17 protein-coding genes and 2 pseudogenes are annotated in these 18,299 nt (G+C 66.8%); 10 read left to right on the top strand and 9 right to left on the bottom strand.

Features of this window, described 5'->3' with window-relative positions; all coding sequences use genetic code 11:
• Nucleotides 1-203 precede the first annotated feature (203 nt).
• On the bottom strand, nucleotides 204-749 hold the full coding sequence (locus ACQP03_RS22040) for a TetR/AcrR family transcriptional regulator (RefSeq protein WP_357392390.1): 546 nt from the start codon (nucleotides 747-749) through the stop codon (nucleotides 204-206).
• Between the two features lie 177 nt (nucleotides 750-926).
• On the opposite strand from ACQP03_RS22040, the gene ACQP03_RS22035 reads away from it, so the two are divergent.
• The 4 genes from ACQP03_RS22035 (at nucleotide 927) to ACQP03_RS22020 (ending at nucleotide 4,836) form a co-directional block, all read left to right on the top strand.
• A complete protein-coding gene (locus tag ACQP03_RS22035) occupies nucleotides 927-1,769 on the top strand; it encodes an oxidoreductase (RefSeq protein WP_357128511.1) in 843 nt (280 codons plus the stop codon).
• Between the two features lie 141 nt (nucleotides 1,770-1,910).
• Complete coding sequence (locus tag ACQP03_RS22030) at nucleotides 1,911-2,783, top strand: SDR family NAD(P)-dependent oxidoreductase (protein ID WP_433458231.1); 873 nt, start codon at nucleotides 1,911-1,913, stop codon at nucleotides 2,781-2,783.
• Nucleotides 2,784-2,937: 154 nt separating this feature from the next.
• Nucleotides 2,938-4,293 (top strand): aldehyde dehydrogenase, encoded by a 1,356-nt coding sequence (locus ACQP03_RS22025; protein WP_433458229.1) that lies wholly within the window; start codon nucleotides 2,938-2,940, stop codon nucleotides 4,291-4,293.
• Nucleotides 4,294-4,542: 249 nt separating this feature from the next.
• On the top strand, nucleotides 4,543-4,836 hold the full coding sequence (locus ACQP03_RS22020) for a hypothetical protein (RefSeq protein ID WP_363660456.1): 294 nt from the start codon (nucleotides 4,543-4,545) through the stop codon (nucleotides 4,834-4,836).
• Between the two features lie 356 nt (nucleotides 4,837-5,192).
• On the opposite strand, the pseudogene ACQP03_RS22015 reads toward ACQP03_RS22020, so the two are convergent.
• The 4 genes and pseudogenes from ACQP03_RS22015 to ACQP03_RS22000 all read right to left on the bottom strand — a co-directional run.
• A pseudogene (locus ACQP03_RS22015) lies at nucleotides 5,193-5,264 on the bottom strand (hypothetical protein); the annotation flags it as partial.
• A gap of 222 nt (nucleotides 5,265-5,486) precedes the next feature.
• The gene (locus tag ACQP03_RS22010) at nucleotides 5,487-6,308 is read right to left on the bottom strand and encodes an alpha/beta fold hydrolase (RefSeq protein ID WP_433458227.1); all 822 of its coding nucleotides are present in this window, start codon (nucleotides 6,306-6,308) and stop codon (nucleotides 5,487-5,489) included.
• Nucleotides 6,305-6,454, bottom strand: a complete 150-nt coding sequence (locus ACQP03_RS22005) for a TetR-like C-terminal domain-containing protein (RefSeq protein WP_433458225.1) — start codon at nucleotides 6,452-6,454, stop codon at nucleotides 6,305-6,307. The genes ACQP03_RS22010 and ACQP03_RS22005 overlap by 4 nt, the downstream gene beginning before the upstream one ends.
• A gap of 17 nt (nucleotides 6,455-6,471) precedes the next feature.
• A complete protein-coding gene (locus tag ACQP03_RS22000) occupies nucleotides 6,472-6,732 on the bottom strand; it encodes a WHG domain-containing protein (protein WP_433458223.1) in 261 nt (86 codons plus the stop codon).
• A 675-nt stretch (nucleotides 6,733-7,407) separates the two neighbouring features.
• Here ACQP03_RS22000 and ACQP03_RS21995 point away from each other — a divergent pair.
• Entirely contained in the window at nucleotides 7,408-7,959 is a 552-nt protein-coding gene (locus ACQP03_RS21995; protein ID WP_357128532.1) for a hypothetical protein, read from the top strand.
• A gap of 265 nt (nucleotides 7,960-8,224) precedes the next feature.
• Here ACQP03_RS21995 and ACQP03_RS21990 read toward each other — a convergent pair whose 3' ends face one another.
• A complete protein-coding gene (locus ACQP03_RS21990) occupies nucleotides 8,225-9,430 on the bottom strand; it encodes an FAD-dependent monooxygenase (RefSeq protein ID WP_363660459.1) in 1,206 nt (401 codons plus the stop codon).
• Nucleotides 9,431-9,535: 105 nt separating this feature from the next.
• Here ACQP03_RS21990 and ACQP03_RS21985 point away from each other — a divergent pair, with 105 nt between their 5' ends.
• On the top strand, nucleotides 9,536-10,048 hold the full coding sequence (locus ACQP03_RS21985) for a MarR family winged helix-turn-helix transcriptional regulator (RefSeq protein ID WP_357128612.1): 513 nt from the start codon (nucleotides 9,536-9,538) through the stop codon (nucleotides 10,046-10,048).
• A gap of 54 nt (nucleotides 10,049-10,102) precedes the next feature.
• Here ACQP03_RS21985 and ACQP03_RS21980 read toward each other — a convergent pair whose 3' ends face one another.
• On the bottom strand, nucleotides 10,103-10,993 hold the full coding sequence (locus ACQP03_RS21980; RefSeq protein WP_433458221.1) for a class I SAM-dependent methyltransferase: 891 nt from the start codon (nucleotides 10,991-10,993) through the stop codon (nucleotides 10,103-10,105).
• An 833-nt stretch (nucleotides 10,994-11,826) separates the two neighbouring features.
• Here ACQP03_RS21980 and ACQP03_RS21975 point away from each other — a divergent pair.
• Both ACQP03_RS21975 and ACQP03_RS21970 read left to right on the top strand, forming a co-directional pair.
• Entirely contained in the window at nucleotides 11,827-12,705 is an 879-nt protein-coding gene (locus tag ACQP03_RS21975; RefSeq protein WP_433458219.1) for a GNAT family N-acetyltransferase, read from the top strand.
• A gap of 158 nt (nucleotides 12,706-12,863) precedes the next feature.
• Nucleotides 12,864-13,784 carry a LysR family transcriptional regulator gene (locus ACQP03_RS21970; RefSeq protein ID WP_357128547.1) on the top strand — a complete coding sequence of 307 codons (921 nt, stop codon included), beginning with the start codon at nucleotides 12,864-12,866 and terminating at the stop codon, nucleotides 13,782-13,784.
• Nucleotides 13,785-13,826: 42 nt separating this feature from the next.
• On the opposite strand, the pseudogene ACQP03_RS21965 reads toward ACQP03_RS21970, so the two are convergent.
• Nucleotides 13,827-14,239: pseudogene (locus ACQP03_RS21965) on the bottom strand (IS5/IS1182 family transposase); the annotation flags it as partial.
• Between the two features lie 146 nt (nucleotides 14,240-14,385).
• Here ACQP03_RS21965 and ACQP03_RS21960 point away from each other — a divergent pair.
• A complete protein-coding gene (locus ACQP03_RS21960) occupies nucleotides 14,386-14,895 on the top strand; it encodes a SigE family RNA polymerase sigma factor (protein ID WP_357128550.1) in 510 nt (169 codons plus the stop codon).
• An 813-nt stretch (nucleotides 14,896-15,708) separates the two neighbouring features.
• Here ACQP03_RS21960 and ACQP03_RS21955 read toward each other — a convergent pair.
• The gene (locus ACQP03_RS21955; RefSeq protein ID WP_357128556.1) at nucleotides 15,709-16,677 is read right to left on the bottom strand and encodes an LLM class flavin-dependent oxidoreductase; all 969 of its coding nucleotides are present in this window, start codon (nucleotides 16,675-16,677) and stop codon (nucleotides 15,709-15,711) included.
• A 278-nt stretch (nucleotides 16,678-16,955) separates the two neighbouring features.
• Between ACQP03_RS21955 and ACQP03_RS21950 the strand changes: the two genes are divergently transcribed.
• Nucleotides 16,956-18,227, top strand: a complete 1,272-nt coding sequence (locus ACQP03_RS21950; RefSeq protein ID WP_357128559.1) for an MFS transporter — start codon at nucleotides 16,956-16,958, stop codon at nucleotides 18,225-18,227.
• The last annotated feature ends 72 nt before the right edge of the window (nucleotides 18,228-18,299 follow it).

Genomic DNA, 18,299 nt, shown 5'->3' with positions numbered 1-18,299 from the left:
CAGTGATGGCATCGAGCTGCGGCTGCGCCGTCGCCTTGGGCCCGATCCCAGGTCGTGTCGCCGCCGCAGGTGCGGCGCTGGCGATTGAGGAAGCAGCCCACTGCAACAACCAAGATCAGCCGTCAATGTGACACCGCCGACCCCTGGTGCCGGAGAAGCGGGATCCCGGACCTAGGCCGAACTTCGGTGGCGGCTCCCGGTTGTCACGACGGGCCGAGGCCGTTGAGGAAGGTCTCCACGACCAGGTCGGCCGCCCGTGGGGGAGCCGTTTCGGGGAAGTGATGGGCGGCGGTCTCCACCAGTTGGTCGAGGACCGCCCGCGCCCAGGCCGGGGAGGTGTCGGGGCGAAGGTAGCCCTCATCGGAAGCGCGTTTGAGGAAGTCATTCAGTCGCTGACTCTGCTGCTGACGTCGTCTGTCGGCGGCGGGATCCGCGCGCATCATGCGGCGCGTGTCGACGGGCCAGTCACGGCTGACCGGAATGATCCCTTCCACGTAGCGGTGCAATGCGACCGCTACCGGCGCCTCCGTAAGCCGCGAGTCGTCGAGGACTCGCTCCGCCGAGTCGAGCTTGGCCTGGAAGACGGCGCTGAGCAGGGCTTCGCGATTGGCGAAGCGGCGGTGAACGGTGGTGCGGTCCACTCCCGCCGCGCTGGCTATGGCGGAGATCGAGGTGCTCGGGTCCTCCGCCAGCAGGCGGGCCCCGGTGCGCAGGACGGCAGCGAGGTTGCGGGCGGCGTCAGCTCTCATGATAGCTCCAAGCGTAACAGTGGTAGTAGATAACCTCACGATCATCCTCATAGAGGAGCTGCTCAAGTCAGTTAGTGCTACAGTCAAGTGGTGGTTAGGTGAGAATCTGCTACGCACATCTCGTGGCACAGGCAGGCTGAATCCGAGTGGGTTCAGTTCTAGACAGAAGGAGGCACCATGGCACGGACATGGCTGATCACCGGCGGTTCCCAGGGTCTCGGGAAGGCCCTGACCCTGGCGGCACTCGGGGCAGGCGATCGAGTTGCGGTGACCTCGCGCAACCCAGATTCGCTGACGGACCTGACTCGGGAGCACCCGGAGCGGCTCCTGACCCTGCCGCTGGACGTCACCTCGCCTGAGGCGTGCCGCGACGTGGTCGCGGCGGCCGTCGACAAGTTCGGCTCCCTCGACGTGGTGATCAACAATGCCGGTTACGCCGCCAGCAGTTCGGTGGAGGACTTCCCGGAGGATGAGTTCCGGGCACAGGTCGACGCAAACCTGTACGGAACCGTCAACGTGACCAGGGCGGCGCTGCCCGTCCTGCGCCGCCAGCGCGCCGGACACATCGTGCAGATCTCGTCCATCGGCGGGCGGGTCGGCGGCACCCCAGGCCTCAGCGCCTACCAGACGGCGAAATTCGGCGTCGAGGGCTTCTCCGAGGTGCTGGCGAACGAGGTCGCCCCGTTGGGCATCAAGGTGACGATCGTCGAGCCGGGCGGCATCCGTACCGGTTGGGCCGCCGGGGCCGCGACCGCCTCCGGCCAGCTCAGCAAGGGCTACGAGCAGACCGTCGGCGCGTGGTTGGAGCGGTTCGCGGCCTACGCCGGCAACGAGCCTGGTGACCCGGCCCGGATGGCAAAGGCGATCGTCGACATCCTCGACGTGCCGGAGCCCCCTCGCCGACTGCTGCTCGGCAGCGACGCCCTGGAGATCGCGTTGCAATCGGGCGACGAGCGCAACACGGAGGCTCGGACGTGGGCCGAGGTCAGTCGTTCCACGGACCACCCGGTTGAGTCCTGACCGCCAGAGCCCGGCGACCTGCGGACTGTTCGTGGCCGAGCATGCGCTCAGGCCGCTTGTCGCGGCTCGGTGTGGAGGGCGCAGCCGTGCCCCGAAATTCCGTGAAAGTGTGGGTGAGACGCAATGACAAAGACACTCTTGGTGACCGGAGCGGGCGGAGGCCTCGGTCAGCACCTGGTCGATGCCGGGCTGCAGGCCGGGCACAACGTGCTTGCGACGGATTTGACCACCGACGTCCTGCCGGTGCCCGACCAACAGCAGGACCGGTTGCGCGTACTCGCAGTCGACGTGACCTCCAGCGCTGACGCACAGACGGCGGTCCAGTACGCGGTCAGCGAGTTCGGCCGCCTCGACGCGCTGGTGAACAGCGCCGGATACCGCAGCGTCGGCTCGATTGAAGACATGCCGGAGGACGAGTTTCGCCGGATCGTCGAGATCAATTTCTTCGGTGCGGTCAACATGGTGCGGGCCGCCCTGCCGGTGTTACGCCCACAGCGCTCCGGCAGCATCGTGAACGTCTCGACGATTGGCGGCCGACGCGCCCAGGCCGGCCTGGCGGCATATCAGGCGGCCAAGTGGGCGCTGGGCGGTTTCACGGAGATCCTCGCCCGCGAGGTGGAGACGATCGGCATCCACGCCACCCTGGTCGAGCCGGGCGGCATTCGGACGCCGTGGGCGGCTGCCCCGATGTCCGTGCCGCCCATGCAGGACGAGTACGACGAGACAGTTGGCGCCTTTGTACGGACGTACTATGACAATCCGGACGTGCAGCGCGGCGATCCAGCAAAAATGGCGCGGGTAATCCTGCGGATCACGGAGGAGCCGCAGCCGCCGGCGCGGCTCCTCCTGGGCTCGGACGCGGCCTGGCTCGCGCCATTGATCGCCGAGGCCCGGGCCACGGAGGACGCCGCGTGGCGCGAGGTGAGCCAATCCACGGATCTCGACGGTCTCGGCGACTTCACCGAGACCTCGGTCGCCAAGATGGTCCGCCCCCCAACTTCCCCAATCAGCTAGGGCGCACGCTCCACCGCGCCTGACGCCCGATTTCCCTCCCCTCACTAGAAAGACGTGACTGATGATTGTTCGCGACAAGCTCTACATCGGCGGTACCTGGATGACGCCCAGCAGTTCGAAGCTGCTGGAGATCCGCTCCCCGCACGACCAGTCCGTGCTCGGCCAGGTGGCCCAGGCCGCCAACGCCGATGTGGACGCGGCTGTCGCCGCCGCCCGCACGGCGTTCGACAACGGGCCGTGGCCGCATACGATCCCGGAGGAGCGCCAAGAGGTCATCCGCCGCTACGACGCGTTGCGCGCCGCGCGGGCCGACGAGATTGCGGCAGCGATCTCGGCCGAGAACGGATCGGCCGGCTGGTTCACGAAGGCCGGCCAGCCTTTCCTGACCCGGCAGGTCAACGCCTACCTCAAGGCGGCCGAGGAGTTCGGCTGGGAAGAGGTCGTCGAGCCCTCCGACCTCACGGTGGCTTTCGACACCATCGTTCGGCGCGAGGCGATCGGCGTGGTCGCCGCGGTCATCCCGTGGAACTCGCCGTTCTCCGCCGCCACCGCCAAGCTGGTCCCCGCGCTGCTGGCCGGCAACACCGTGGTACTGAAGGTCTCCCCGGAGAACTCGCTGAGCATGATGCTGCTTGCCGACCTCTGGCACGAGGCCGGCCTCCCCGATGGCGTGCTCAGCATTCTCCCGGCGGACCGGGAGACCAGCGAATACCTCGTCGCGCACCCGGACGTTGACAAGATCTCGTTCACTGGGTCGACCCGGGCCGGCCGTCGTATCGCCTCGATCGCCGGGGAGCACCTCAAGCGGGTTGGCCTGGAGTTGGGCGGCAAGTCCGCCGCCATCATCCTGGCCGACGCCGACCTGCCCGCCGTGATGCAGGGGCTGCGCTTCGGTTCCCTGGGCAACAACGGCGAGGCCTGCATCCTGCAGACCCGGATCCTGGCGCCGCGCAGCCGCTACGACGAGGTCGTCGCGGCGCTGAAGGAGATGGTGGAGTCGCTGAAGGTCGGAGATCCGTCAGAGCCGGACACCTTCGTCGGCCCGATGATCCGGCCGGACCAGCAGCACCGCGTGATCGACTACATCAAGCTGGGTATCGCGGAAGGCGCCCGCCTGGTGACCGGTGGCCCCGAGGTGCCCCAGGGCCTGGAGCAGGGCAACTACGTCACCCCGACCGTTTTCGCCGATGTCACCAACAACATGCGCATCGCGCAGGAGGAGATTTTCGGCCCGGTCCTGGCCGTGATCGCCTACGACGACGAGGACGAGGCAGTGCGGATAGCCAACGACTCCGACTACGGTCTCTCCGGCGGAATCTGGACGACGAGCCCCGAGCGGGCACTGGACATGGCCCGCCGACTGCGCACCGGCACTGTCACATTGAACGGCTCGCCGATTAGCTTCGATGGCCCGTTCGGCGGCTACAAGGCCAGCGGCCTCGGTCGCGAGTACGGCCAGGTCGGCCTGACCGGCTACATCGAGCACAAGACGGTCACCCGCCTGCGGTGACAGCCGACGGCGGGCTTTGAATCGCTGGTGCGCCCCGGTCCCCGCCGGCCGCATCCGTGGCGCTCACCACCTGCGCCCCCGCTCGGCCGCAGGCAAGGTGCCCCAACTCCTCGCGACTTTCGTCGGGCAGGTAATCCAGTGCCAGGCCCCGGAGGAGATAGCCCAGCGGCGGCGCGCAGGTCTCCTTCGAGGATTAGCCTCGGTCTTTCACTAGAGTGGGAATCCATAGCTGCTGTTCGATGAAGTTGGTTGGCGTTTCTGTTGCCCCTTTGTTGGCATGCTGAGGGCCCGGCGCGGGGCCTGGCCGACCTCGTCCGCGACGCCGACCTCGCCACCATCCTCGAAAGCCGACTCAACGAAGCATGGATCTGCGACCGCAACGGCGCCTACTCCAGTGCCGTCATCATGCTCGGCAGCCTCCTCGAAGGCGTTCTCCTCGACGCCGTCAAGGCCCGCCTGCCTGGCTCGAGCGAACCGCTCAAGCTAATCGCCACGGCATCTATAAACTTCTCAACGCGCCACTCAATGGGGACGCGTCTTTGAAACAGGGCGTGAGCTGGTACGTTAAGCGCATGAACACCCACGCTAAGCGTGGATGCTCTAAATAGATTATGATCCGCGCAGGTTGACCTGCGCGGATCTTTCTGTTGTTGGTGTGCAGTGCTCCTGGTGGCAGACGATGGTGATCTTCCTGCTGCGCAGGAGCGTGACCAGGTCGTGTGGAGTCTGGATCCCGCTGGGGAGGCGGGGATGGTCGGCGAAAGCCCTTCCGGCCGCAGGGTCAGATTCATGTCATCGACCACGACGAACTCCGCATGGCTCGCCCTGGTGTGGGTGAAGCCGAGGACCTCGTCACCCACTGCGATGCCACGAACCTGGGGGCCGGCCTCTGCCACGACGCCGGCCAGATCGCTGCCCTGCCTAGAGCGGAACCTCGCCAGCCACCGCCCATGCCGCGCCCTGCGGATCATCACCTCGCCGGGTTGGATCGCAGCCGCGCGGACCTTGACCAGCAACTACCCGGGGCCGGGGGTCGGTCGCCTCACCTCATCCATCCGCAGGGCATCGATACCGCCGTACTCGTGGGATCGCACCGCCTTCATCGCGTGATCACCGCTCCTCGCCGTTCGGACAAGCTCTGGCGGTCGCACCTCGGGTGGTCACGCCGTGTCATGCGGTGCTTTCGGTGCCGCTCACCGACTGTCGGGTCCTGCGAAGAAGTCGCGGAGTGCAACGGCCACCAGGTCGGGGGCGGTCATGGTCGCGAAGTGGGACTGGCGTGACCAGATGACCCGGCGCGCTGTGGGGATAGCCGCGGCCAGCTCGTTCATGGTGGTAGGCATCGGCTCCCAGGTGTCGGCGCCCTGCATCAGCAGCGTCGGGACGGTGATCGACGACCAGCGGGCTGTGCCTGTGCTGTCGTCGGTAAGCGCTTCGAGGTCGTGCAGCCATCCGATCGCCGAACGCCGGGCCTCGGCCGGGTCAGGTCGTTTGTCGCCTGGGGCGGCCGCGAAGGCCGCGACGATTGCGGGTGGCCCCCGGGTCACGTCGTTGAGCACGGTAGACATCTCACCCGCGTCCTCCCGCTCGAGGGCCGCCTGATAGCGGTCGAGCAGTGGCGCGATCGACTGTCCGGCCGCGAACAGCGGCGGCTCGAAGACGGCCAGCGATTGCAGCCGGCTCTGCTCGGCTGCCGCCATGTGCAGCGCCAGCGTGGCTCCGTACGAGCCGCCGACCAGGTGCACCGGTCGCCCGATCGTCTCGACCACGGCCAGCAGGTCGGCGACGTCGTCCTTGAACGACTTGCGGCCTTCCGGGACGTCGCTGGGACCATATCCGCGTCGGGCCGGCATCCACAGCTCGTACGACCCAGCGAGCCGCGCGGCGACCGAAGCCGACGAGTGCAGGCCGCCGCCCGAGCCGTGCAGGAGGACCACGGGGTCGCCTGCACCTGCCCGCCGGACCAGTAGCCTGGTGCCGTCCGCTGATCGGATCTCCTCGTCGTTGCTGTTCATCGTTGCTCTCCTTCTGTCGTTTCCCAGTTCGAGAGTGCGGTGTGGATGGCGCACAGGACACCGCGCCAGGACGCGTCGAGGTCTCGGGGATGCCCGAACCCCTCGGCCGTCTCGAGCGCCGCGAACCCGTGGAGCGTGCTCCGCACGAATCGGATGGCGTCGGTCAGGTAGGGCTCCTTGAGGCCGTACCCCGCAGAGTCGCGTAGCTCAGCTCGATCATCCGTAGGTGCCCGACCGAGCACTTGCCTATTTCGGCTGGGAGTTGGAGCTGGGTCGCCGCGTACTGCCCAGGGTGGGCCACCGCGAACGCCCGGTAGGCGTCGGCGAAACCGATCAGGATCTGACGCCCGGAGCGGCCGGCTACGGCGAGCGCGAGACGGTCGCCGAACGCCGCCGCGGCCAGCACCGCGACCTTGTGCAGCAACGCCTCGCGGCTGCGAACGTGCCCGTAGAGGCTGGCGTCGGCAACCCCGAAATGACGGGCGACGGCCGCGACCGTGAGGCGTTCCAGGCCCAGCGTGTCGGCCAGCTCGGCCGCGGCCTCGGAGACGCGCTCAGTCGTCAGACCCTGTCCCCTGCGAGAGCTCCGCGACCGCGATGCCGCGAAGGGGAACCGACATGAGCCGCACCAACGCCCAGATTGAGGCCATGTTCAAACCGGCGCGCTGCAGGCGCTGCCGCAGCGGCGTGTACGACGTCGGCCCCGTGCCCGTCACCGAACGCTACACGGATCGCACAATGTGGAAGACACCGTGCGGCGATGCCACTTGGACGATTACGGCGAGAAGGGATGGAAGTCGTTCCAGGAATACCGGGCCATCGAAGGAGCCGCGTCGACCCGGGCGACCTGACGCCGTTCCGGGGGTCAAAGATCGGAACGATCGTCGCCGCCGGTTGCGCCGGTACGCAGCTGCTCGGTCTGCCGGGGGTTGGGCCGGCGGGATCGCCCCCTTCGGCCGTTGGCCCGAGCCTTGCGGGCCGAACCGCAGACGTCCGCACCTGACCAGCCACAACCGCAGTCACCAACCCGACAGTTTGTAGCCCGGCGAACAAGATCCAACCAACATCAACAAGTTAGCAACCACGTGGGGAGCAGTCCTTGACCGACCCGTACCACACCCAGCAGCCGCAGCATTCCAACCAGCAGGAGGGCACCGGCTACCCGCCGCAGCAGTACCAGCCCGGCCAGGTCGGCGCCCATGAACCCGGGTTCGGCTATCCCGGGCAGGCCGTGCCGCCGCAGCCGGCCAAGTCGAGCCGTAAGCCGCTCATCGTCGCCGCGCTCGCGCTCGCCGCCGTTCTCGTGCTCGGCGTCGGCGGCTACGCCGTCTACGACGGGTTCATTCGCGAGGACTCGGGGATCGCCGCCTGCAAGGCGATGGCCGACGGCAAGCAGATGGACGGCAAACCGAAGTCGGCGGATGACGACAAGTTGACGGAGGCCGAGTACCGGGAAGCGCGGAAGATTTTCGAGGATTCGCGGAAGCCGAAGATCCGGGAGCACGGGACGGCGCTGATCGACATTCTGTGGCAAGTGCAGGGCATGGAGGACGGCGGGGGTGCGTTGGCGCTGATCGGGCCGATGGGGACGCACGTGTCGGGGTTGCAGACGGCGTGCGCTGACGAGGGGTACATCGTGAAGCTCGACTAGCTGATTTTCGTGGTGGCCGGTCGTCTGGTCTCGGTGGTAGGGGCGGCCGGCTCCTTCGTTTCGTCCGAGCAAGGCCATGGGGAACGTGGTCAGGACGCGATCATGCTGAGGTCGACGGAGTCAGCCAGGGCACTCATCCCAGCGTCGGTGAGCAGAGGCGGCGCGACCCCACGGCCTGCCGGCCCTTGCACTGGCTGTCGGGCGTGGTGGTCGCGGCTTACGCCGTACCCACGCTGGCAGGTGGACTGACCTCGCATCAAACGCCTTATGGACGCTGCTGATCGTCTATCGGTCGGTCGAAGTCGATGCGGTGGTCGTACAGCCAGGCAAACGCCTCAGGGGTGCTGAATTTCCTCACGAACAGGGGGAACGTCACGTCGCGCAGGACTCGACTCACGCCGGTGGCCGCCTTGCTGCGGTTGACCTGCTTGGCTCCCGCCAGCACCTTGCTGACTCGGTCGGCGCGCAACCGTTGGTACGCGTGGAACGCCGCAGGCGGATCGTCTCGATCTCGCAGACAGCGGGCCAGTTGCACGGCGTCCTCGAAGGCCATCGACGCGCCTTGGCCGGAGCTGGGTGAGCTCACATGTGCGGCGTCACCGATCAGGACGACGCGTCCGCGGTGCCACCGCTTCGGGGCATCCATGTCGTGCATGGGAAACCACGTGTAGTCCGGCGGTGTCGCGCGGATGAGCTGCGCGGCCGGCGACCTGTCCCCGGCGAAGACTTGCAGTAATCGCTGTTGCCATTGCGCGCCGGAAGTCGCGGCAAGGTCGGCTGCGGTGGGTTCGTCGGCCCGGGGCAGATTGGCGAACCACCAGACGCTGCCGTCCGGACTGGCCATGGAGGCGAAGAACGCCCGCCTGCCGAAGACCATGTTCATCACACCGGGATCGGACTGCGGTGTGGCGATGCGGGTGATCCCGCCCGTGCCGACGAGCCCGACGTATCGGGGTTGTGGTGCGTGCGGGTCGACAAAGTGCCGGGTCGTCGAGCCGATGCCGTCGGCGCCGATGAGCAGGTCGCCGACAGCTTCCGTGCCGTCGGTGAAAACTGCGGCGACCCGGTCATCGCGTTGTCCGATGTGGGCCAGGCGCTTGCCGTGGTGGATGGGCACGCCACGGCGGAGGGCCTCCTGACGCAGCGCGGCGTACAGGTCGTAGCGGCCGATGACGATGGGGAGTGTCCCGTCGGGCAGTGGAGTGCCGGTGTGTCCTTCGCCAAGGCATCTGCCGTTGCCGAGCCACATGACGCCTCGGGGTACGGGAAATCCGGCGTCGCGGACGACTGTGTGCGCGTCGAGGGTGCGTAGCGCGTCGAGACCGTTGAGGGAGATGCCCATGCTGGCACCCACGTCGTGAGCCGCGGTGGCGTACGCCTCGTAGACGCTGGCGTCGACTCCGACTTTTTGGAGTGCGATGGCGGCGGTGAGACCCGCGACACCGCCGCCGATGATCAGTGCGTGAGCCATGCCATCTCGTTCCTGTTCTAGGCTTTCGACGGGGTGTCATCCCACTCAGCAGGTAGCTTCTTCAAGAAGTAACTTCCTGAGGAAGTTATCCTGATGGAGGTGAGCATGTCAACGGGGCACGAGGCGCTCGTTGCGGCCGCCTGGGTGGAGATCCCGCAGTTCGTCAGTGCCACCGCGCTGTTCCAGTCGGCGGTCGCCGACCAGCTCGGCGTACCGGTCAACGACCTGCACTGCCTCAACCTCGTCAGCGCGGGTCTTGCCGTCACACCCACCCAGCTCGCCGAACGGATGGGCATGACCACCGGCGCGGTGAGCAAGATGCTCGACCGGATGGAGGCGCAGCGCCTGGTCCGCCGCAAGCATGATCCGCACGACCGCCGCCGGATCACCGTGCACGCCAGGCCCGACCGGACCGACGAACTGTCCGCGCTCTACCAGCCGATGGCCGCGTACCTGACCGAGCGCATCGCCGGGTTCACCGACGACCAACTGCGCCTGCTAACCGACTTCGCCCGTACCGGCCGCGAAGTGGCGCTGCGCGAGGCCACCCGGCTCCGTGAGGGTGGCAGGCCACATTCGACGCGGAAACGCCGGCGGTCGGATGGTCTACCAAGCTGAACGTGCGAGGTGTCGCAGGTTTCGATCAGCAGACCTGGGGCGAACACCGCTCCGCTAAACGGCGCTGCTGCTGTGCGGACGCCGTGCGCGAAGGAACGCGGTGGCCATCGTGCGGCGCGTCGGCGTGCCGGCCGCGGCCAGGGCGGTCATGTACGTGTCGAGACGTTCGCGTTCGTCGTCGGTCAGGGCTGCGGCGGTCGCTTCGCCGTACGTGGGGACCAAGGGGTTGGGTGCCACGCGCTTGAGTGTCTCCCAGTCCTCGATGGGGTCGGCGGGCACGTCGACCTGGGCGCGGTAGTCCAGTTCCACCGCCTCGAAACCGGCGGTCACCGCCCAGTCGACAATGTCACGTTCGTCGAAGTCCATCATCGGTCGCGTGGTCTCCTCAGTGGTGCCCCGGTAGACATCGCGTACCTTGGCGATCAGGTCGTGCACAGGTGCGGTGCCCACGCCGAACAGATCGTCGGGCCGAAGCCGCATCGCGAAGCTGTTGATGGGCTCGAACAGGGAGATCCGGCCGCCCGGCCGCAGGACACGGAAGAACTCCGCGAAGGCGGCGGGCTTGCGATCGGAGTAGATGAGCACCGACCGAGTGGTCACGACGTCGACAGAGGCGTCGGCGATTCCGGCGAGATCATCGGCGGACGCGACGACAAAGCTGCACCGCCGGTCGTCGGTGGCGGTGCGCCGGCACTCGTCGAGCACATCCGGTGAGACATCGCTGAAAATGACATGACCGTCCGGGCCGAGTCGATCCAGCGCGCCGAACCCGATCAGTCCCGTCCCGCAGCCCACGTCGAGGACCACGTCGTCGGCCGCTAGGTCAGCTCCCTCAATGACGCCGTCACGGAATGCCGCCAGATCTCGGGCGTTGCGGGCGCGCAAGCCCGCGCTGTTGCCGTCGCGGCGGGTCAAGAGCCACTGTGCCCACTTGTCCGGTGCCACCGGGTAACCGTAGCCCGGACGCGCTCACGGGCATTCGTATACCAGCCTTGACCATCATCGGTGGGCGGCCCGGTGCGAGCCAGGTTGGGGGAGCAGGGTGGGAGCAGCGGGGTGACCTGAACAGCCTTGAAGGGCGTCCATCGGTATCAAACAGCGCTCAACTGCACCCAGCCCTGCCTACGGGTCTACGTTGCCGCAGGTCAAGGTTGGTGCGGGGTCCTGTTCAACACCGAAGAGGTCGCTGGTTCGATACCAGCATCGCCCACCACATTGCACCGCAGGTCAGAGGCCGGTTGGACACAGTCCAGCCGGCCTCTCGCCTACCCGGCGGCGGAGATCATGAGTCACCTGTCAGTCGCGGCCGTCGAGCGCGGGGGAGAAGCGGCGTCACACCCATCTCCGCAAGTTGCGCTGTGTAGCCGATCGTGAAGCCCTGCTCGATGCCGTCCAGCCGCCAACATTCCAGTTGGGAGGATCGCGGTGTCGATCGCCATGGTGGCGGCCGCGTGACCTCCGACACGAGGGTCCGCCCGTCACGGCGGCGAGCCGCAAGCCTGCGGCGCCGGATCGTGATCGCGGACCTCGTGGACATCGCGGTGATGACCTGAACTGGCGTGGACAGCGCGAGCTACACCCTTCCGACCTGGTAACCGTTCGCTCTCCCGGCGCGCCAACCACGATAGCCAGGCGCCCCGGGCACCTAACCAGTCACCAGCGGCGCACCCGGCGTAAAGATCACAAATCGCGGAGTCTGGTGGCGGCTCCGAAAGGGAGCCGTCCGTCAGGTCGGGGCGTGTCCCGCAGATCATTGAGGCCAACAACCTGGACGAATCTTGCTGGTTGGCGAGAAGAAAGGCCAGGTGACTGAGGTGCGGCTGTACTGCACATCGTGCAGCCAGCACTTCAAAATTCCTGGCCCAGCAATCGAACTTGTGGCGGCCGGATCGAGTCTTGAGGGTATGACAACCCAATCGATTCACGACTTGGAGCCGCAGCTCGCCGCCAACCGCCGGTACTGGTGCGGTTGGGCGGGTGCTCCATCTGACACCGACCTGCCGACCTATCGCACGGACATTCAGCACGTCCTGCTCAACGGAGTGCTACGCACCCGAAATCAGCCGCTCGACGCCGCAATCGCTGGGGCGAAGCAGCACTTGACCGGCTCAAGGTGGGGTTGGTGGGTGGGGGCGGACAGCGATGAGGGCACGGCCGAGGGACTGATTGCCCGCGGCGCCGAGCAGATCGGCGACATGCCGGTCATGGCGGTGGATGTGACAACCGTAGCGCAGACCGAGGCGCCGGCCGGCCTGGAGATCCGGACCGTCGTCGACCGGGCGGAGATGCAGGAGTACGTCGAGGCATACGCGGGACCGCTCGGCTTCTCCGGCGACCTTGGTGTCGTCGTCGACCGGGAGTTGGATTTCGCATTCCTGGACGTGGTCCGGCTTGCTGGCATCGTCGACGGCAAGACCGTCGGCACGTGCACGCTATCGCTCGGCACCGATGTCGGGGCCCTCTACTGCGTTGCGACCGACCCTGGCTTCCGCCGTCGCGGCATCGCGACCGCTCTCACCCAGGAGGCGCTGCGGATCACCCGCGGCTCCGGCCGGCGCATCGCCACCCTTCAGGCGAGCAAAGAGGGCGAGCGGGCGTACCAGAAGATCGGCTTCGAGACGGTGACGCGTTACCGTCTCTTCAGTCTCTCGGAGTAACCGTCTTCACGCATTCGTGTATCTAGCATGTGGGTGCCAAACGTGTTGGACGGATCACTGAATCGAGACGGGTCTGCGGGTAGATTCGTCGTCGATTGCATCTCCGCGCTCCATGGACGGGATGCTCGTACAGTCATCGCAGATCGGGGGTTGGGTGCATGGAGTTGCGTCAACTGCGCCACTTCGTAGCATTGGCCGAGGAGGGCGCTGTCACCCAGGCTGCCGTTCGGGAAAGGATCGTCCAGTCCGGCCTGTCGAACTCCATCCATGCTCTTGAACGCAGCGTGGGCTCGCTGCTGTACGTACGGGGTACGCGCCCGGTCCGTCTTACTGACGCAGGCGCGGCGCTGCTCGGGCCGGCACGACGGATTCTGTCGGCGGCTCACGACGCTCGCGCCCTTGTCCGGGACACGAGCGCGGTGCTAACCGGATCCTTGCGAGTTGGCGCGATGCAGTCTGCCGAATACCTGGTTCCGCTGGCGGCTTCGTTGGCAGGTTTCGCTCATATGTATCCCGGCGTCGACGTGCGCGTCACCCAGGACTCCGCGCTCAACATGGTGCGGCAGGTCGAGGAGGGTCGATTGAATTGTGCGGTGGTCCCATCCCTGCCGGGAAGGGAGACCTCTGTGCGGCTGATCGATCTCGTCGCTGAGCCGCTGATGCTGATCTGCCGGAACGACCATCCCCTTGCCGCAATGGGCGAGATCAGTCTGCGGGATCTAACTGAGGAGTGGTTCGTAGAAGTTCACGAGGGATGGTCCGCACGCCTTGTGAACGACGCCGCGTTCGCCGCCCAGGGCCTGCAACGGCGGATTCGCTGCGAGGTCAATGAGTGGGTACTTCTCATCGAGTTGGTGGCAGCCGGGTTGGGCATTGGGTTTGCGCCGGTGGGCGTCGCTCTCTCCGCACTTTCCCGCCCGGACGGCGTTCTGCTCCGTCGTGAAGTTCGCGATCACCATCCGTCCAGGAACTTACAGCTGGCGTTGCCTCGCGGCGAGGAGCTATCGGCCGCAGCTCGGGCCTTCGCCGAACACCTTCAGGAGGCCACCGCCGAGCAGCGCGGATTCCCGGTCGGCTAGTAATCACACGCCGGTGAACCGGGCCGATCGGCGACGGACGTCGTTCATCCACGAGTTCGTGCGCTCGACTATCCACCGCTTGTCGATTTGGATCGGGGCGGGCACGCCCTCGTGGGCGATGTCGGCGTCGAAGCCTATCTCGTAGAGCAGCTCACGGGTGCGGTTACTGTCGTAAGCGCGATCGAGGTAGGCCGCGACCTGCTCGGGCCAGTGATGGCGGAGTTGGCGCCGCACGCTTCGACGGTGTCGCGCAGCGGTGGCGAGTCGTGCCGGTTGGCCGCAGCGCTGGTTCAGCGCTTCATGCCGCCCTTGCCGCGGTCGACCGGCGGATCGTCCGGTCCGAACAGTCAGCCGACGCGACGCGTTCATAGCCGGATCCCATGGACCAAAGCGGCTACGACGTGCTCGAACACGACCCGGTCCGGGATCCGTCGACGGTGACAGCCCAGCGGATGGACCCCCGCGGCGCGCAGCAGCTGCGTCCGCTGCACCAGCCGATGCTCGACCGTACGCGGTGTGGCAAGAGATTGTGCCCGGCGGGTGGATAGCTGAACCGGTCTCCGGCGTCTTTATACGTGACAACAATTGACTGGGGGGGTTGGTGAACGAGGACGACCGGGCGCAGCTGGCTGAGTTCGTGACCAGCCGGACACCGGCGCTGATACGGGTCGCGTATCTGCTCACGGGCGATCGACACGCGGCCGAGGACCTGTTCCAGTCAGCGCTGGCCAAGACCATCCCGAAGTGGCAGACGCTACGCAACGCCGACCCGGAGGGCTACCTACGAGCGGTGATGTACCGGGAGCAGGTCAGCTGGTGGCGGCGGCTGCGCCATCGTCGGGAGTCCATGCTCAGCGGCGCGGTAGAGCCAGTCGAGCCCGATCCGAACGGCGGCACCGACGTCCGCCTGGCGATGCGCGCGGCGCTGCGGCTGCTGCCGCCGGCGCAACGCACGGTGCTGGTCCTGCGCTACTACGAGGACCTGACCGAGACCCAGGTAGCCGAGGCGCTGGGCTGCTCCACTGGGACGGTACGCAGCCGGACCCACCGCGCGGTCACGCGGCTGCGCGAGCTCCTGCCGGACGTCGAACTCCTGGAGGTACGGCGATGAGCACGCATCTCGAACATCTCATCCGCACCACCCTCTCCGATCTCGCCGAGGAGGCACCCATCATGAACAACCATCTGCCTCGTGCCGAGCAACGGCTCCGACACCGCCGACGCAGCGCGATCATGCTTAGCGGGGCGGGCGTGCTGGCCGCGATCCTGCTCGGCGCACCGATCGCCGTAGCAGCGACCCAACACACCACCCCGCAGCCGTCCGCGCCAAGCGGACGGCTGCCCGGGACTGATCTGCCTACCAAGCCCGCCCCGGGGACTGATCTGCCTACCAAGCCCGCCCCGGGGACTGATCTGCCTACCAAGCCCGCCCCGGGGACTGATCTGCCTACCAAGCCCGCCCCGGGGACTGATCTGCCTACCAAGCCCGCCCGGTAACCGACAGCCCTCTTCTCATGTCTCAACCTGACGCCGTCGTCGCGGTGGCGTAACTGCCTAATCGGAGCGCAGGGGCCGTACATATCAGCAGATGACGACCACGATGGATCGAAAGCAGCGCTGACCGACCTCGGCCGGCGATCCCGCATCCTCAGCGGCGATCGCCGGCCGTTGTCGGCTAAGAGCGACCGGCAATAGGTGTCACTTGAGTCGGCGGGTGGTGGACCTGGTGTCCCAGTAGGACTCCGTTGAGCAGGCCTTGCGGGAGGCCCGTGCGATAGATCGGCAGGTCGGTGTCGGGCTCGCTGCCATCCCAGCCAGTCCAGTACCGGCGGTTTGCGGCGAGTTGCGGCTGCAGGTCATAGATCGAAGTTTTTGCCATACCATCAGGAGCCGGGTACGCAGAATCGGAGCGACTTCATCCAAGTCAGCCTTTGAGGACGGCGCGCGCGGCAGGCAGCACGTCGGTTTCGAACCGTCGTACCTGTTCATCGGTGTGCGTTTCCAGAATCAGGTTCACTCCGTCGTATCCACGCTCTCGGACGAACTCCACAATGATTGCAATCCAACCGTCGGCGGTCGCGCGGACGGGTTGGTTGCCCGGTCCGCTGCGAGGAGCGGCGGTGGTGGAGCTGTGGTCCACAATCGATCCGACCACTTGGATGATCCGCTGCACGTCTCGGGGATCGCGCCCAGATGCGACTGCTGCGGCGCTGATTCGATCCTGAGCAGCCGGCTTGCTCTCGAACGGCGTGCCGATTGGCGCGATCCACCCATCGGCCCGCCGCCCTGTGAGGTCGAGCATCCGGTTGCCCGCACCACCGATCAGCAGCTTGATAGGGTGAATCGGACGCGGCCCGGGGACGGCGTTCTGCAGCCGGTGAAATCTGCCGCCAGCCGTGACCGTCGCGGCAGTGCCCCAGACTGCCCGCATCACCTCGACCGCCTCGACGACGGCCTGGAATGCCTCTGCGGGACTGAGTTGCGGCCCGCCAAGGCTCTCGATTCGATCCCACTGGGTTCCCGCGCCGAGTCCTACTGCGAGCCTGCCGCCGGACAGGATGTCGAGCGTCGCGGCGGATTTGGCGAGCATCGCTGCCGGCCGTAGCGGCAGGTTAAAGACATTCGACACGAAATTGATGCGAGTCGTCGCGGATGCAAGGTAGCCGAGGAGTGCCACGATTTCCAGGCTGTCCGGCACGTAAGGATGGTCCATCAATGCGACCCAGTCGAAACCGGCCGCTTCGGCGGATAGCACCCGGTCGTGGATGGCCGACCGATCGGCCGGGGTCAGCGGCACGAATAGTCCGAGATGCACCTCACTCATCGTGCGGCCTGCTGCGATTGATGCGGCAACAACACGTGCGACCGGGATGTCGGCGGACTTATCGTCCACGGTTCAGTCACTGGTTCTCCTTGAGTGAAGCGACGCTCCTGTCCTGCTGAACCCACAGCCTGACACTTGTACGGGCGTCGCGACGACCTGCGACGGAGATGGTCTCGATCTGAGGCGCAGTCGTGCTTCACCGCCCCCGGCCGATCATCTGTATTTGCGATGGAATCCATCTGCGGCGGCTGCGGCGTATTCGGCATACGATCTGGAACAGACAGCGTTGTTATTCGTGGGCATCCATAGGGACGCCTCGAAGACGATTTTCGAAAGGCATCTGACGCATGAGCACCACCCCTTCCGTCGCGGACCAAGTGGCCGCGACCCAGCCGTCGGGAACACGTACGGCTCAGGTCTCGCACATCTCCGGCTTCTGGTCCGTGGCTGTCGCTTTCCTAACGCTGATGGCATTTGGCACGGTACCCACTCCGCTCTGGCCGCTCTACCAGGCGCGTGACCACTTTGGCGCCACGACCGTCACGGTAGCCTTCGCAGTGATGGTCGTCGGCGCGGCCGCAAGCTTCCTGGCGCTGGGTCACCTCTCCGACCGGATGGGCCGTCGCCGCATCATCGCACCGGCCCTCGTGGTCGGCATTGTGGCGGCAGTGGTCCTCGCGGCCTCGCCGTCGCTGACCGGCCTGATCATCGGGCGCCTGTTGACCGGCGTCGCGGTGGGCCTGATGACTGCCACTTCCACCGCCTACCTGAGTGACCTGTACCGCCGGGCCTATCCAGATCGGCCAGCATCGCCCACCCCGGCGCTGGTTGCATCGGTGGCGAATCTCGGTGGTCTCGCTCTCGGCCCGGTCGTCGCCGGCGCTCTAACTCAGTGGGTTCGCGGTCCCCTTTCCACCTCGTACCTGGTATTCGCGGTCGCGATGACGGTGCTGCTCTTCCTGGTGCTGCTGAGCCCTGAGACCGTGGACAGGACGATGCGCACCCAGGACCGCCCCGATCGATTCCGCTTGCGTGCCGGCCAGCGCGTAGCGTTCGGAACCGCAGGTGTGATCGGCTTCTTCGCCTTCGCGGTCATGGGCCTGTTCTCCTCGCTCGGCGCGATCATCGTCCGAGGACAACTGGGCATCACGTCGCAGTTCGTGGTCGGGCTGGCGCTGTTCGCCTCGTTCGGCTCCTCCGCCGTGACCCAGATTGCCCTCGGCCGACTCTCTCAGCGGCCGCTGCTCGTGACCGGAACTGTTATGTTCCCGGCGGGGCTCGCCCTTACCGCGGTCTCGCTCTACCACCCGGCTCTATCGCTCTTTTTCGTAGCAGCCATTCTGGCGGGCGGTGGCGCGGGACTGTTGTTCAAGGGCGCTGTGACGCAAACGGCCATCGCAGCCGAGCCGGCGTCGCGCGCTGGCGTACTCGCCGTCTTCTTCGTCATCGCGTATCTCGGCATGGGCCTGCCCTCGATCGCGTTCAGCGTAATAATCCGGCACGTACCGCTCGCACCCACGATGATCGGCTTCGCCATTGCACTGTCGGTCGGTGCGGCTGCGGCTGTCATCGCCACGAGCCGCGCGCACGGGCGCCGGCCGGGCCGCGCCAACTCGTGACGGGAATGGCGCGTGTGTGGAGTCGGGCACAGCTTCTGAGCGGTCCGACAGTGGGGTGAGCATGTCGGGTAC

It is taken from the genome of Micromonospora sp. CA-248212 (genome assembly GCF_050948405.1).
Lineage (GTDB): Bacteria > Actinomycetota > Actinomycetes > Mycobacteriales > Micromonosporaceae > Micromonospora.
The sequence above is the reverse complement of the archived record's forward strand: the minus strand, read 5'-3'. Positions and strand labels throughout refer to the sequence as shown.

Coding starts and splice junctions, on each gene's coding strand:
- ACQP03_RS22040 (WP_357392390.1), bottom strand. CDS start 749: ATGAGAGCTGACGCCGCCCGCAACCTCGCTGCCGTCCTGCGCACCGGG.
- ACQP03_RS21950 (WP_357128559.1), top strand. CDS start 16,956: ATGAGCACCACCCCTTCCGTCGCGGACCAAGTGGCCGCGACCCAGCCG.
- ACQP03_RS21985 (WP_357128612.1), top strand. CDS start 9,536: ATGTCAACGGGGCACGAGGCGCTCGTTGCGGCCGCCTGGGTGGAGATC.
- ACQP03_RS21990 (WP_363660459.1), bottom strand. CDS start 9,430: ATGGCTCACGCACTGATCATCGGCGGCGGTGTCGCGGGTCTCACCGCC.
- ACQP03_RS22035 (WP_357128511.1), top strand. CDS start 927: ATGGCACGGACATGGCTGATCACCGGCGGTTCCCAGGGTCTCGGGAAG.
- ACQP03_RS22010 (WP_433458227.1), bottom strand. CDS start 6,308: ATGAACAGCAACGACGAGGAGATCCGATCAGCGGACGGCACCAGGCTA.
- ACQP03_RS21970 (WP_357128547.1), top strand. CDS start 12,864: ATGGAGTTGCGTCAACTGCGCCACTTCGTAGCATTGGCCGAGGAGGGC.